This is a genomic window from Streptomyces sp. NPDC058335, assembly GCF_042723915.1.
Classification (GTDB): domain Bacteria; phylum Actinomycetota; class Actinomycetes; order Streptomycetales; family Streptomycetaceae; genus Streptomyces.
Genome location: NZ_JBHXHX010000005.1, coordinates 159,732 through 172,992, shown reverse-complemented (window position 1 = coordinate 172,992; position 13,261 = coordinate 159,732). Strand labels below are relative to the sequence as shown.

At 68.4% G+C, this 13,261-nt stretch carries 13 protein-coding genes; 6 read left to right on the top strand and 7 right to left on the bottom strand.

Features of this window, described 5'->3' with window-relative positions:
- Positions 1 to 110 precede the first annotated feature (110 nt).
- A complete protein-coding gene (gene crgA, locus ACFWJX_RS11035; RefSeq protein WP_383240097.1) occupies positions 111 to 365 on the bottom strand; it encodes a cell division protein CrgA in 255 nt (84 codons plus the stop codon).
- A gap of 142 nt (positions 366 to 507) precedes the next feature.
- On the opposite strand from crgA, the gene ACFWJX_RS11030 reads away from it, so the two are divergent.
- The 6 genes from ACFWJX_RS11030 to ACFWJX_RS11005 are packed head-to-tail and all read left to right on the top strand — an operon-like array spanning position 508 to position 4,656.
- Positions 508 to 1,299: a DUF881 domain-containing protein gene (locus ACFWJX_RS11030; protein WP_383240094.1), complete on the top strand. Its 792-nt coding sequence runs from the start codon at positions 508 to 510 to the stop codon at positions 1,297 to 1,299.
- A 29-nt stretch (positions 1,300 to 1,328) separates the two neighbouring features.
- Entirely contained in the window at positions 1,329 to 2,006 is a 678-nt protein-coding gene (locus tag ACFWJX_RS11025) for a class E sortase (protein WP_383240091.1), read from the top strand.
- 52 nt (positions 2,007 to 2,058) lie between these two features.
- On the top strand, positions 2,059 to 2,220 hold the full coding sequence (locus ACFWJX_RS11020) for a hypothetical protein (protein WP_383240089.1): 162 nt from the start codon (positions 2,059 to 2,061) through the stop codon (positions 2,218 to 2,220).
- On the top strand, positions 2,217 to 2,855 hold the full coding sequence (locus ACFWJX_RS11015; protein WP_383240086.1) for an aminodeoxychorismate/anthranilate synthase component II: 639 nt from the start codon (positions 2,217 to 2,219) through the stop codon (positions 2,853 to 2,855). Before ACFWJX_RS11020 ends, ACFWJX_RS11015 begins: the two co-directional genes overlap by 4 nt.
- Positions 2,774 to 3,871, top strand: coding sequence for a class E sortase (locus ACFWJX_RS11010; protein ID WP_383240808.1), 1,098 nt, complete (start codon positions 2,774 to 2,776; stop codon positions 3,869 to 3,871). The genes ACFWJX_RS11015 and ACFWJX_RS11010 overlap by 82 nt, the downstream gene beginning before the upstream one ends.
- A gap of 29 nt (positions 3,872 to 3,900) precedes the next feature.
- Complete coding sequence (locus ACFWJX_RS11005) at positions 3,901 to 4,656, top strand: class E sortase (RefSeq protein WP_383240083.1); 756 nt, start codon at positions 3,901 to 3,903, stop codon at positions 4,654 to 4,656.
- A gap of 100 nt (positions 4,657 to 4,756) precedes the next feature.
- Here the strand turns inward: ACFWJX_RS11005 and pknB are convergent, their stop codons facing one another.
- The 6 genes from pknB to ACFWJX_RS10975 form a co-directional block, all read right to left on the bottom strand.
- The gene (pknB, locus tag ACFWJX_RS11000; RefSeq protein WP_383240080.1) at positions 4,757 to 6,754 is read right to left on the bottom strand and encodes a Stk1 family PASTA domain-containing Ser/Thr kinase; all 1,998 of its coding nucleotides are present in this window, start codon (positions 6,752 to 6,754) and stop codon (positions 4,757 to 4,759) included.
- Between the two features lie 169 nt (positions 6,755 to 6,923).
- The gene (locus ACFWJX_RS10995; RefSeq protein WP_383240078.1) at positions 6,924 to 8,396 is read right to left on the bottom strand and encodes a peptidoglycan D,D-transpeptidase FtsI family protein; all 1,473 of its coding nucleotides are present in this window, start codon (positions 8,394 to 8,396) and stop codon (positions 6,924 to 6,926) included.
- On the bottom strand, positions 8,393 to 9,832 hold the full coding sequence (locus ACFWJX_RS10990; protein WP_383240075.1) for an FtsW/RodA/SpoVE family cell cycle protein: 1,440 nt from the start codon (positions 9,830 to 9,832) through the stop codon (positions 8,393 to 8,395). Before ACFWJX_RS10990 ends, ACFWJX_RS10995 begins: the two co-directional genes overlap by 4 nt.
- A 27-nt stretch (positions 9,833 to 9,859) precedes the next feature.
- Positions 9,860 to 11,455, bottom strand: coding sequence for a Stp1/IreP family PP2C-type Ser/Thr phosphatase (locus ACFWJX_RS10985; RefSeq protein WP_383240073.1), 1,596 nt, complete (start codon positions 11,453 to 11,455; stop codon positions 9,860 to 9,862).
- A gap of 92 nt (positions 11,456 to 11,547) precedes the next feature.
- On the bottom strand, positions 11,548 to 12,063 hold the full coding sequence (locus ACFWJX_RS10980) for an FHA domain-containing protein (RefSeq protein ID WP_383240071.1): 516 nt from the start codon (positions 12,061 to 12,063) through the stop codon (positions 11,548 to 11,550).
- Between the two features lie 10 nt (positions 12,064 to 12,073).
- Positions 12,074 to 12,955, bottom strand: a complete 882-nt coding sequence (locus tag ACFWJX_RS10975; protein WP_383240068.1) for an FhaA domain-containing protein — start codon at positions 12,953 to 12,955, stop codon at positions 12,074 to 12,076.
- Positions 12,956 to 13,261: the final 306 nt, after the last annotated feature.

Sequence of the window (13,261 nt, the reverse complement as noted above, 5' to 3'; positions counted from 1 at the left end):
CCGGCGTCAACATCCGAGAGGTTATCCACAGATGGTCGTTCTTTTTCCCCACTGTGGAAAACTGCTGTGGATAACTCAGTGGATACCCCTGGGGAGAGGTGCTCCGAGAGCTATTTCCACTGGGTCGAGACGCCGAAGCCGGCGGCGATGAAGCCGAAGCCGACCACGATGTTCCAGTTGCCCAGAGCGTCGATGGGCAGCGAGCCGTCGGTCACGTAGAACACGACGATCCAGGCGAGTCCGATGAGGAACATGGCCAGCATGACCGGCGCGACCCAGGAACGGCTGTTGAGCTTGATGGCGGTCGCCTGCTTCGCAGGCGGCGGCGTGTAATCGGCCTTCTTGCGGATACGTGACTTCGGCACGAGGGTCTCTCCTGTCGATGCGCTGCGTGGCCGCGCAGGGTACTGGGTCGGGCTCGGGGCAGCGTACAAGGGGACACTGACCTGCTCCCCCGGGCGTCCGTTAGCGTAGTGCTTCTACGGCGCCGAAGGAGATAAGGGTACGTTGAGCAATTCTGCCGACTTCCCCGGGACAGGTTCAACGGGGTCCGCTCCTGGCCGCCGCCGTTCGCGTTTCCGGCCGGTCCGTGTGCTCACCGCCGGTGTCTTCGCCCTCGCCGGTCTCATCTTCTTCACCAGCTTCGACACCGCCAAGGGCACCAATATCCGCACGGACGCCTCCCTGCTCAAGCTGTCCGACCTCATCCAGGAGCGCAGTCACAAGAACGGCCAGGTGGACGAGTCCAACGCGGCCCTGCGCGACCAGGTCGAGTCACTGGCCGAGGCCGACGACGGCAGTACCCGGGCCGAGGACGAGAAGCTCACCCGGCTCGAGGACGCGGCGGGCACCCGCAAGGTCAAGGGCCGCGCGGTCACCGTCACGCTCAACGACGCCCCGCCGAACGCCACCGCCAAACTTCCCGGCTACCCCGAGCCGCAGCCCGACTACCTGGTCATCCACCAGCAGGACCTCCAGGCCGTGGTGAACGCCCTCTGGCAGGGCGGCGCCGAGGGCATCAAGGTCATGGACCAGCGGCTGATCTCCACCAGCGCCGTGCGCTGCGTGGGCAACACCCTGATCCTCCAGGGCCGCGTCTACTCCCCGCCGTACAAGATCCAGGCGGTCGGGGACCCGGAGAAGCTCCAGCAGGCGCTCGCGGACTCCAAGGCGATCCAGAACTACATGGTGTACGTCAACGTCTACGGGCTCGGCTGGAAAGTCACCGAGGACGGCACGGTGACTCTTCCCGGCTACTCGGGCACAGTGGATCTGCACTACGCGAAGCCAGTGGAGTAGCCGGACCAGCCGCCTCTCGGGAGCCGCCGGTGCGCGTGATCGTCAGAACCCTCAGCGAACTGTTCATCACCGTCGGCGCCGTGATCGTCCTCTTCGTCGTCCACGTGCTCTTCTGGACCGGCGTGCAGGCCGACCGCGTCATGGACGACCAGGTCGCCAGCCTCCAGCAGCAGTGGGCGCAGGAGCCCGCCGCCGCGCCCCGCGCCTCCGCGAGCCAGGCGCCGCCGACGCCGTACACGAAGGGGAAACCCTTCGCGATCATGTACATCCCGCGGCTTGGTTTCACGTGGAACAAGCCGGTGCTCGAAGGGACCGCCGCCGGGACTCTGAAGAAGGGGCTCGGCCACTACGCCGGCACCGCGCGGCTCGGGCAGAGCGGTAACTTCTCCGTCGCAGGTCACCGGCGGACCTACGGCGACCCCTTCAAGGACTTCCCGAGGCTGCGGCGCGGGGACGCGGTGGTGCTGACGGACGGCACGACCTGGTTCACGTATCGGATCGATCAAGGGCCGTACAAAACAGTGCCCACGGACGTCGAGGTGATCGACCCTGTGCCACGTAAGTCGGGGTATACGCGTCCTGGACGCTATCTGACGCTGACGACGTGCGATCCCGAGTGGGGGCACAGTCACCGGCTGATCGTCTGGGCGCACCTGGACTCCACACAGCCTGTGGAGGCAGGCAGACCGAAGGCTCTCCGCCGTTAGTCTGGTGACGTACGGCGTGAGTCTGGTGCCGTGGTGCGACGGAAGGGACGGCATGTACGGCTGGATCTGGCGGCATCTGCCGGGAAACGCCTTGTTCAAGGCGCTGATCTCGATCGTGCTGGTGCTGGCCACGGTGTATGTCCTTTTCCAGTACGTCTTTCCGTGGGCCGAACCGCTGCTTCCCTTCAACGATGTGACGGTGGACAACCAGTGAGCGCGCGCATTCTCGTCGTCGACAACTACGACAGCTTCGTCTTCAACCTGGTCCAGTACCTGTACCAGCTGGGCGCCGAGTGCGAGGTCCTGCGCAATGACGAGGTGTCGACGGCGCACGCCCAGGACGGCTTCGACGGCGTCCTGCTGTCCCCGGGCCCCGGCACCCCCGAGGAGGCCGGCGTCTGCGTCGACATGGTCCGCCACTGCGCGAGCACCGGCGTGCCCGTCTTCGGCGTGTGCCTGGGCATGCAGTCGATGCAGGTGGCGTACGGCGGTGTGGTGGACCGGGCGCCGGAGCTGCTGCACGGTAAGACCTCGCTGGTGGAGCACGGCGGCCAGGGCGTCTTCGCGGGGCTGCCCTCGCCCTTCACGGCCACCCGCTACCACTCGCTCGCGGCCGAGCCGGCGACGGTGTCGGCCGAGCTGGAGGTCACGGCCCGTACGCAGGACGGCATCGTCATGGGTCTGCGCCACCGTGAACTGCCCGTCGAGGGCGTTCAGTTCCACCCGGAGTCGGTGCTCACCGAGCACGGGCACCTGATGCTGGCCAACTGGCTGGCGGAGTGCGGCGACCAGGGTGCCGTGGCGAGGTCGGCGGGGCTCGCCCCGGTGGTGGGCAGGGCCACGGCGTGACCGCAGTTCGCCCCGAGCGCGAGGACCTGTACGGCGGCGAGCCGTACGAGGCTCCCATCGACGAGGAGACGGTGGCGCTGCGAGTGCCGCCGCCGCCCGGGTTCGTGTTCGGCGGCGAGTCCATATCCGCTTCTGGAGCCTCAACGGCCCCTCCTCTCACGGGAACCCCGGCAGGGGGCCGTGCGGCCCGCAGAAAGGCCGCCAAGGGCCGCCACGGGCGCCATGGGGGCCATGGCAGGGATCACGGGGATCACGGGGTTCATGGCGGTCCTGAGGGTCCTCCCGGATCGGTGGGAAGGCCGCTCTCGCGGGTGGAGGCCCGCCGGCAGGCGCGGGCGCGCAAGCCGAGCGCGGCGGTCGTCGCCAGCCGGGCGGTCGGCGAGGTGTTCATCACCGCCGGTGTGCTGATGCTCCTCTTCGTCACCTACCAGCTGTGGTGGACGAACGTCCGGGCGCACGCGCAGGCGGACAGGGAGGCGAGCAGCCTCCAGGACGACTGGGCGAGCGGCAAGCGCAACCCGGGCACCTTCTCGCCGGGACAGGGCTTCGCCATCCTGCACATCCCCAAGCTCGACGTGGTGGTGCCGATCGCCGAGGGCATCAGCAACAAGAAGGTGCTCGACAAGGGCATGGTCGGGCACTACGGCGAGGACGCGCTGAAGACCGCCATGCCCGACGCGAAGACCGGCAACTTCGGGCTCGCGGGCCACCGCAACACGCACGGTGAGCCCTTCCGGTACATCAACAGGCTCGAACCCGGCGATGCGATCGTCGTCGAGACGCAGGACGAGTACTTCGTCTACAAGATGGCGTCGATCCTGCCGGTGACCTCGCCGAGCAACGTGAGCGTCCTCGACCCGGTGCCGCCGGACTCCGGATTCACCGGGCCGGGCCGGTACATCACGCTGACGACGTGCACGCCGGAGTTCACCAGCAAGTACCGGATGATCGTCTGGGGCAAGATGGTCGAGGAACGGCCGCGCAGCAAGGGCAAGCCGGATGCGCTCGTCGAGTAGGCGTGCAGTCGAGTAGGGGCAGAGTGAACGTGGCAGCGACCACCGGCGACACCGAGCACGAAGAGCACAGCGGCGAGCGGGCCGCCTCCTCCCCGCCCCCGCGGCGGCGCGGCGGCCGGATCGCCCTGGCGGTCAGCGTCTTCGGGGAACTCCTCATCACGGCCGGGCTGCTGCTCGGCCTCTTCGTCGTCTACTCCCTGTGGTGGACCAACGTGGTCGCCGACCGCAAGGCGGACCGGCAGGGCGACAAGGTCCGCGACACCTGGGCGCAGGAGAACACCGGACCGGGCGCGCTCGACACCAAGGACGGCATCGGCTTCCTGCACGTGCCCGCCATGAAGAACGGCGAGGTCCTGGTCGAGAAGGGCACCACGTCGAAGATCCTCAACGACGGCGTCGCCGGCTACTACACCGACCCCGTCAAGGCCACGCTCCCGACCAGCGGCAAGGACGGCAACTTCTCCCTCGCCGCGCACCGCGACGGCCACGGCGCCAAGTTCCACAACATCGACAAGCTCGACGAGGGCGACCCGATCGTCTTCGAGACCAAGGACAACTGGTACGTCTACAAGGTGTACGCCGTCCTCGCCGAGACCTCGAAGTACAACGTCGAGGTGCTCGGCGCGGTCCCGAAGGAGTCCGGCAAGAAGAAGGCCGGCAAGTACATCACCCTGACCACCTGCACGCCCGTCTACACGAGCCGGTACCGGTACGTGGTGTGGGGCGAGCTGGAGCGCGTGGAGAAGGTGGACGCGGACCGGACGCCGCCGGAGGAACTGCGCTGACGCGGAGCGCCCGGATCTGCTGAGCATGAGCAGAGGCCTCGGGCCCTGCCGGACGGACGGTCCGGCAGGGCCCGAGGCCTCTTTGCTTGGAGCCCGCCGGCTATCCGGATGTCCCGCCGAAGAAGACGGTCCCTCCGTTGTTGCCCCCGTTGTCGTTCCCGTTGTTGCCGCCGAGGGTGACCAGGTTGACCGTCTGGCCCTTGTTCACCGTGCTGCCCGGGGCCGGGTCGGAGTTGATGACGGTGGCGTTGTCGTCGTTGGAGCCGGTGATGTTGCCGACGTTCAGTCCCGCGTCCTGGAGCGCCTTCTTGGCGTCCTTCAGGCTCTGACCCTGGAGGTTGCCCGGCACCTGCGTCTGCTGGTTCGCGGGCGCCTTGCCGATCTGGATCTGGACCTGGGAGCCCTTGGTGGCCTTCGAGTTGGCCTCCGGCGTGGTCCCGAGGACCTTGCCGACCAGGTTCGGGTCCTGGGTCTCGACCTCGACGCAGTTGCCGACCAGGTTGTTGGCCTCCATCTGGGCCTTGGCCTGGTCACAGCTCTGGTTGAGGACGTCGGGGACGGTCGCCTTGTCCTCCGCCTTGGCGATGGTGAGGGTGACCTTCGAGCCCTTCTCGACCTCGGAACCCAGCTTCGGGTCCTGGTCCAGGACGGTGCCGGGCTCCTCCGTGGAGATCTCGTCCTTGGTCTCGACGACCAGCTGGTACTGGTCGCCCTCGAGGAGCGTCTTGGCATCGTCGAGGCTCTTGCCGAGGACGCTCGGCACGGCCACCTTCGGCGCCCCCGTGGACACCACCAGGTTGACGGTGGAGTCCTTTGCGACCTCTGTCTTGGGGTCGGGGTCCTGGTCGCAGATGTTGCCCTTGGCCTGGTCCTCGCAGGGCTTCTGCGTGACGGTCCCGACCTTGAGGTCGACGTTGGTCAACTGCTGGGTGGCCTCGGCCTGGGTCTTTCCGATCAGGCTGGGCACCGACACCGTGTCATTGCCCGCGCCCTTGCCGTCGAACGCCCACTTCCCGATCAGGATCGCGCCCACGAGGACCAGCACGGCGGCGACGACCAGCAGGATCGTCGAGGTGTTGGACTTCTTCTGTCGGCGCCGGTCGGGACGGTCGTCGTAGCCGAAGCCGCCGTCGTCCGGGCTTATCGGGGGCAGCATCGAGGTCGCGCCGCCGTCCGCGGAGCGCAGCGCGGTCGTCGGCTGGTCGTCCGGGTAGCCGCCGTAGCCGACCGCGCCCATGGCCGCCGTGGCCGCGACGGGCTGGCCGTCGAGGCAGGCCTCGATGTCGGCACGCATCTCGTCGGCGGACTGGTAGCGGTAGTCGGGGTCCTTGACGAGGGCCTTCAACACGATCGCGTCCATCTCGGGCGTGATCTCGGGGTCGAAGACGCTGGGCGCCTGGGGCTCCTCGCGGACGTGCTGATAGGCGACCGCGACCGGGGAGTCGCCGACGAACGGCGGCCGTACGGTCAGCAGCTCGTAGAGCAGACAGCCCGTCGAGTACAGGTCGGAGCGGGCGTCGACCTGCTCGCCCTTGGCCTGCTCCGGCGAGAGGTACTGGGCGGTGCCGATGACGGCCGAGGTCTGCGTCATCGTCATGCCGGAGTCGCCCATGGCGCGGGCGATGCCGAAGTCCATGACCTTGACCTGGCCGTTGCGCGTCAGCATGACGTTCGCCGGCTTGATGTCGCGGTGCACGATGCCGGCCCGGTGCGAGTACTCAAGGGCCTGGAGGATGCCGATGGTCATCTCCAGCGTCCGCTCCGGCAGCAGCTTGCGGCCGGAGTGGAGCAGTTCGCGGAGCGTGGAGCCGTCGACGTACTCCATGACGATGTACGGGATCGAGACCCCGTCCATGTAGTCCTCGCCGGTGTCGTAGACAGCGACGATCGCGGGGTGGTTGAGCGAAGCGGCCGACTGGGCCTCCCGGCGGAACCGGGCCTGGAAGGAAGGGTCGCGCGCGAGGTCCACACGCAGCGTCTTCACCGCCACGGTGCGGCCGAGGCGGATGTCATGCGCGAGGTAGACCTCGGCCATGCCACCACGGCCGAGCACATGGCCCAGCTCGTACCGGCCGCCGAGGCGACGCGGCTCTTCCATAGCTACCTACCAGCCCTCTCCGTCGGTCCCGACCGGCACACGTGTGCGGTCGGCGGCTGCCGTCCGGGCATACCGTACCCGGACGGCGCTGTGTGACCTGGCCAAGCCCGTCACCCGATACCGGACCGGTATCGCAACGTGCACCGATGTGTAGGCGACGTGATGGGGGTCACTTGTTGCTGTCGATGACTGCCTTCATCACGTCCCGCGCGATCGGGCCGGCGAGACCCCCACCGCTGATGTCGCCACGGTTGGCCGCGCCGTCCTCGACGACGACCGCGACGGCGACCGGCGAGCTGCCGTCGGCCAGTTTCGCGTAGGAGATGAACCAGGCGTACGGCTTCTCGCTGTTGTTCAGGCCGTGCTGGGCGGTACCGGTCTTGCCGCCGACGGTGACGCCGGAGATCTTGGCCTTGCCGCCGGTGCCCTGCGGGTCGTTGACGACCGTCTCCATCATCTGCTGGAGCTTCTGCGCGGTCTCCGAGGACACCGCCTGGGACAGCTCCTCCGGCTCGGTCGTCGCGATGGTGTCGAGGCTCGCGGCCTTGAGCTGGTCGACCATGTACGGCTTCATCAGCTTGCCGTCGTTGGCGATGGCCGAGGCGACCATGGCCATCTGGAGCGGGGTGGCCCGGTTGGAGGCCTGGCCGATGCCGGCCATGGCGTTCTGCGGCTCGTTGTCCTGGGGGTAGACGCTCTCGGAGGCGCGGACGGGGGTGTCCAGCTCCTTGTTGTTGAAGCCGAACTTCTCCGCCTGCTCGATCATCTTCTCGTTGCCGACGCTGTCGGCCATCTTCGCGAAGACGGTGTTGCAGGACACCATGAGCGCGTACTTCAGGGTGGCGTTCTCGCAGTCACCGTGCTCGTTGGTGAGATCGGTGGTGGTCTTCGGCAGCTGGTACGGGTCCGGCGTCTTGGTGGCGTCGTCGATGCCGGACACGAGCTTGTTCTCCAGCGCCGCGGCCGCGGTGACCACCTTGAAGGTGGAGCCCGGCGGGTAGACCTCGCGCAGCGCCCGGTTCAGCATCGGGTCGTCGGGGTTGTTCTTCTTCTGGACCGCGTTCCACGCCTTGGCGTCCTCGTCAGACGTTCCGGCGAACTTCGACGGGTCGTACGACGGCGTCGAGACCAGCGCGAGGATCTTGCCGGTGGCCGGGTCGATCGCGGCGACGGCGCCCTTCTTGTCGCCCAGACCCTTGTACGCGGCCTTCTGCGCGGCGGCGTTGAGGGTGGTGACGACGCTGCCGCCCTCCTTCGCCTTGCCCGTGATCATGTCGAGCGTGTTGCGGAAGAAGAGCCGGTCGTCGTTGCCCGTGAGGATGCCGTCCTCGAGCTTCTCCAGCTGGTTGGCGCCGAAGGCCTGCGAGGAGTACCCGGTGACCGGCGCCCACATGGGGCCGTTGGTCCAGGTGCGCTTGTACTTGTAGTCGCCGCTGGTGTTCTCGACCGAGCCGGTGATGGCCTTGCCGTCGACGATGATGTCCCCGCGCGGAGTGGCGTAGCGGGCGATGTTGACGCGGCGGTTCTCGTCGTCGGAGGCCAGGGTGTCGGCCTTGACGTATTGAAGCCAGTTGTCGCGGATGAGGAGGGTGAGGATCAGGAGTCCGCAGAAGATCGCGATCCGGCGCAGCGGCTTGTTCATGACGGGCGGACCACCTGGGTCATCTCGGCGTCGGGGTTGGATACGGGCGCCGGGGCAGGACGGCGCGCGGTGTCGCTGATTCTGATCAGGATGCCGATCAGGGCCCAGTTGGCGATGACGGAGGAACCGCCGTAGGCCAGGAACGGCATCGTCATGCCGGTCAGCGGGATGAGGCCCATCACACCGCCGGCCACGACGAACACCTGGAGGGCGAACGCGCCGGACAGACCGATGGCGAGCAGCTTGCCGAACGGGTCACGGGCGGCGAGGGCGGTGCGTACACCGCGCTCGACGATCAGGCCGTACAGCAGCAGCAGCGCCATGAGACCGGCCAGGCCGATCTCCTCGCCGAAGGTGGCGAGGATGAAGTCGGAGTTGGCGGCGAAGCGGATCAGCTCGGAGTGGCCCTGGCCCCAGCCGGTGCCGAGGGTGCCGCCGGAGCCGAACGCCCAGAGTGCCTGCATCGCCTGCTCGGAGTGGCCTGCCTGGCCCTGCCGGGAGAGCGTGTACTCCTTCATCGGGTCGAGCCAGGCCTGGACACGCTGCTGGACGTGCGGCTCGAAACTCGCCACGCCGACCGCGCCGACCGCCGACATCAGCATGCCGAAGACGATCCAGCTGGTCCGCTCGGTGGCGACGTACAGCATGATGACGAACATTCCGAAGAACAGCAGTGAGGTACCGAGGTCCGTCTCGAAGACCAGGATCAGGATCGAGATGAACCAGACGACCAGGATCGGGCCGAGGTCGCGGCCACGCGGCAGGTACAGGCCGATGAAGCGGCGGCTGGCGAGGGCGAGCGCGTCCCGCTTCACCATCAGGTAGCCGGCGAAGAAGATGGCCAGCACGATCTTGGCGAACTCACCGGGCTGGATGCTGAAACTGCCGACCTGGATCCAGATCTTGGCGCCGTAGATGTTCCGGCCGAGACCGGGCACCAGCGGCAGCAGCAGCAGTACCAGCGCGCCCACCATGGAGATGTAGGTGTAGCGCTGAAGGACGCGGTGGTCCTTGAGGAAGATCAGCACCACGACGAAGAAAGCGATGCCCATCGCCGTGTACATCAGCTGGCGGGGCGCCGCGTTGCCGGCCTGCTGGATCGACTGGAGCAGCTTCGACTGGTCCAGCCGCCAGATGGCCACGAGTCCGAGGCCGTTCAGCAGAGTCGCCAGTGGCAGCAGCAGCGGGTCGGCGTACGGCGCGAACTTGCGGACGACCAGGTGGGCGACGCCGGCCAGCAGGCCGAGGCCCAGACCGTAGCTGAGCAGGCCGGACGGCACCTCCTCGTTGATGGCGAGGCCCACGTTGGCGTAGGCGAACACCGTAATGAGGACGGCGAACACGAGCAGCGCCAGCTCGGTGTTGCGCCGGCTCGGCGTGCCGATCGAGCCGATCGTGGACGTGTGGTGCGTCGGCGAATTGGTTGTACTGCTCATCGTGTGTCGGGGCCTCTCACGGCTTGCCTACTGCTTACCGCACAGCGAGACGACCTTCTGCTCATCCTCCGAGAGGCTGGGGCCGGGGCCGGGAGTGGCGGTCGCTGACGTGGACGGAGACGTGGACGGGGACGGTGCCGATCCCGACGGGGTCGGGGTCGGCGTTGCCTTGGACGTGAGGGAGACGGGAGTGGTTCCCGTGGTGCCGCCTGCCTCGCCCTCATCGGCAGTGGAACCGGCCGAACTGGGGGCCGCGGTGGTCGACTCCGCCTGCTTGCGGCATGCGGACGCCTGCACGGCCAGTTCGTCGATTTTCTTCTGGGCGGTGGACAGGCCGCCCTCGGCGATCGTCGCCTCGACCAGCTTCTGCTGGTACTGCGGCAGGTACTTGAGTTCGATCTCGGGGTGATCCTTCTCCACCTTCGAGAGCGAGACCCAGGCCAGGTCCTGGCTGATGCCCCGGTACAGCGCGACGTGTTCGCCCCTGGTGCCGACGTAGTACTGGGTCTGCGTCCAGCGCCACCCCGCGTAGAGCCCGCCGCCGATGACGGCGAGCGCGAGGGCGCCGTACAGGGATCTCTTCAGCCACCGGTTGCCCTTGCGTGGCTTGACGAAGTCGTCGTCGGTGTAGTCGCCGAAGCCGTCGGTGGGGATGAAGCCGGTGACGTCGCCGGAGCCGGGCGGGCCGAACTCGCCGCCACCGCCCTGCCCGCGGCCCTGACGGCCGAGGCCGGAGGCGCGGCCGGCCGGGGTCTGCATGATGCCGTTGTCGTGCAGCTGGAGCTGGTTCTCGGCTACGGCGCCGACCACGACCGGGGTGTCGGACAGCTGCCCGGCGAGGGTGTCCCCGGTGTCCAGGTCCAGAACGTCGGCGACGATCACGGTGATGTTGTCGGGGCCACCGCCGCGCAGTGCGAGCTGGATCAGCTCCTGCACGGTCTCCTGCGGGCCCTGGTAGCTGGCGAGGGTGTCCTCGAGCGTCTGGTGCGAGACGACGCCGGACAGGCCGTCGGAGCAGATCAGATAGCGGTCGCCGGCCCGGACCTCACGGATCGACAGATCGGGCTCCACATGCTCACCGCTGCCCAACGCGCGCATCAGGAGCGAGCGTTGCGGGTGGGTGGTGGCCTCTTCCTCGGTGATCCGGCCTTCGTCGACGAGGCGCTGCACCCAGGTGTGGTCCTGCGTGATCTGGGTCAGTACGCCGTCCCGCAGCAGGTACGCGCGCGAGTCGCCGACGTGCACGAGCCCCAGCCGCTGACCGGTCCACAGCAGCGCGGTGAGCGTGGTGCCCATGCCTTCCAGCTGCGGGTCCTCCTCGACCAGCGAGCGCAGCTGGTCGTTGGCGCGCTGTACGGCCGTACCGAGCGAGGTGAGGACGTCGGAGCCGGGCACGTCGTCGTCGAGGGCGACGATGGTGGAGATGGCCTCCGAGGAGGCGACCTCACCGGCGGCGGCGCCGCCCATGCCGTCGGCGATGGCGAGCAGGCGCGGACCGGCGTAACCGGAGTCCTCGTTGCCCTCCCGGATCATGCCCTTGTGCGATCCGGCGGCGAAGCGCAGTGACAGGCTCATGCCCACCTCGCCCGTCGGCCCCGGGTACAGCCGGTCGTGTCGAGCCACACTGCCCACCCTCCGGTCGGGAGCGCGCCGGGGCCCTGGGTGCCGGCCGACCTGGCGTGCTCGCTCCGCTCGCGCTCACTCATGATGTAGCACTACTTCCGCAGCTCGATGACGGTCTTGCCGATACGGATCGGCGCGCCCAGCGGGATCGGTGTGGGAGTCGTCAGCCGCGTTCGGTCGAGGTACGTGCCGTTGGTGGAGCCCAGGTCCTCGACGATCCACTGGCCGTCGCGGTCCGGATAGATCCTGGCATGGCGGCTGGATGCGTAGTCGTCGTCCAGCACGATGGTGCTGTCGTGCGCGCGGCCCAGGCTGATGGTCTGGCCCTGGAGCGCGACGGTCGTGCCGGTGAGGGTGCCCTCGGACACGACCAGCTTCGTCGGTGCGTTGCGCCCCCTGCGCCCGCCCCCCGCCGCGGGTTGCTGGCGCTGTGGTGGGGGCGCCTGGCGCTGGGCCTGCTGCGGTCGGGCCGCCTCCCGGCGCGCACCGCGCTGGGTGACACGCGTACCGAACAGGTCGCTGCGGATGACCTGCACGGCCACGATCACGAACAGCCACAGTACGGCCAGAAAACCCAGCCGCATGACCGTGAGGGTCAGCTCTGACATTGCCCCCGCTTCACCCTTCGGCTTGCCGGTAAATGATGGTGGTGTTGCCCACGACGATCCGCGAGCCGTCGCGGAGCGTAGCGCGGGTGGTGTGCTGCCCGTCCACCACGATGCCGTTGGTGGACCCGAGGTCCTGGATCGTCGAGGGTGTTCCGGTCCGGATCTCGCAGTGCCGGCGCGAGACGCCGGGGTCGTCGATCCGCACGTCGGCCTCGGTGCTGCGGCCCAGCACGAGCGTCGCGCGGGAGATCTGGTGGCGGGTGCCGTTGATCTCGATCCAGTGGCGGGTACGGGACCCGGGCGCCGCGGCGCCCGCCAGTCCGCCGCCCGCCGCGGGGCGCTGACCGCCGGCCGCGGGCGGGTAGCCGTATCCGCCGGGGCGGGCGGGCGCGCCGGGCGGGGGTGCGGCAGGCATGGGGGGCGCGGCCGCCGCTCCGCCGGCCGCGGGCGGATAGCCGTAACCGCCGGGCCGCTGCCCGCCGGCGGGCGCGCGCTCGGGCGCCTGCGGGCCGCTGGTGGAGGAGGCGAGTGTCCGGCTTCGCACGCGGTACAGACCGGTGTCGAGATCGTCCGCCTTCTCCAGGTTGACCTTGATCTGTCCCATGAAGGTGTAGCGCTGCTGCTTCGCGTAGTCGCGAACCATGCCGGCCAGTTCGTCGCCGAGCTGGCCGGAGTAGGGGCTGAGCCGCTCGTAGTCCGGCGTGCTCAGCTCCACGATGAAGTCGTTGGGTACGACGGTCCGGTCGCGGTTCCAGATGGTCGCGTTGTTGTCGCACTCGCGTTGGAGCGCTCCCGCGATCTCGACGGGCTGCACCTCGGACTTGAACACCTTGGCGAAGGTGCCGTTGACCAGACCCTCGAGACGCTGCTCGAACTTCTTCAGGACTCCCATGGGGCACCTCCTCCGTCGTGACTTGCGTCCCGTGTCGTGCTGCTTACCTGGTACTGCTTACTGATCGTATCCACGCGCCGGTGAATCGGCTGGTTCCCCCTGTCGGCCCCGCCGACGGGTGTCGACGGCGTCCTCTCCATCCGGTTCTGTACGGGCCTCTCCACGTGCTTCCGATATGTGCATCGGTTACGCGCATCAGCTGTGTGCATCAGCTATGTGCCTCCGATGCATGCTTCCGATGCCGCTTCCGACGCGTGCTTCCGTACGGGCTCGCGCTCGTACGTCCGCTCGCACATCCGCTCGCAC

Excerpts from the sequence above, each read along its gene's own strand:
- ACFWJX_RS11020 (WP_383240089.1), top strand. The coding sequence starts at position 2,059 with ATGTACGGCTGGATCTGGCGGCATCTGCCGGGAAACGCCTTGTTCAAG.
- pknB (WP_383240080.1), bottom strand. The coding sequence starts at position 6,754 with ATGGAAGAGCCGCGTCGCCTCGGCGGCCGGTACGAGCTGGGCCATGTG.
- ACFWJX_RS10995 (WP_383240078.1), bottom strand. The coding sequence starts at position 8,396 with ATGAACAAGCCGCTGCGCCGGATCGCGATCTTCTGCGGACTCCTGATC.
- ACFWJX_RS10990 (WP_383240075.1), bottom strand. The coding sequence starts at position 9,832 with ATGAGCAGTACAACCAATTCGCCGACGCACCACACGTCCACGATCGGC.
- ACFWJX_RS10980 (WP_383240071.1), bottom strand. The coding sequence starts at position 12,063 with ATGTCAGAGCTGACCCTCACGGTCATGCGGCTGGGTTTTCTGGCCGTA.
- ACFWJX_RS10975 (WP_383240068.1), bottom strand. The coding sequence starts at position 12,955 with ATGGGAGTCCTGAAGAAGTTCGAGCAGCGTCTCGAGGGTCTGGTCAAC.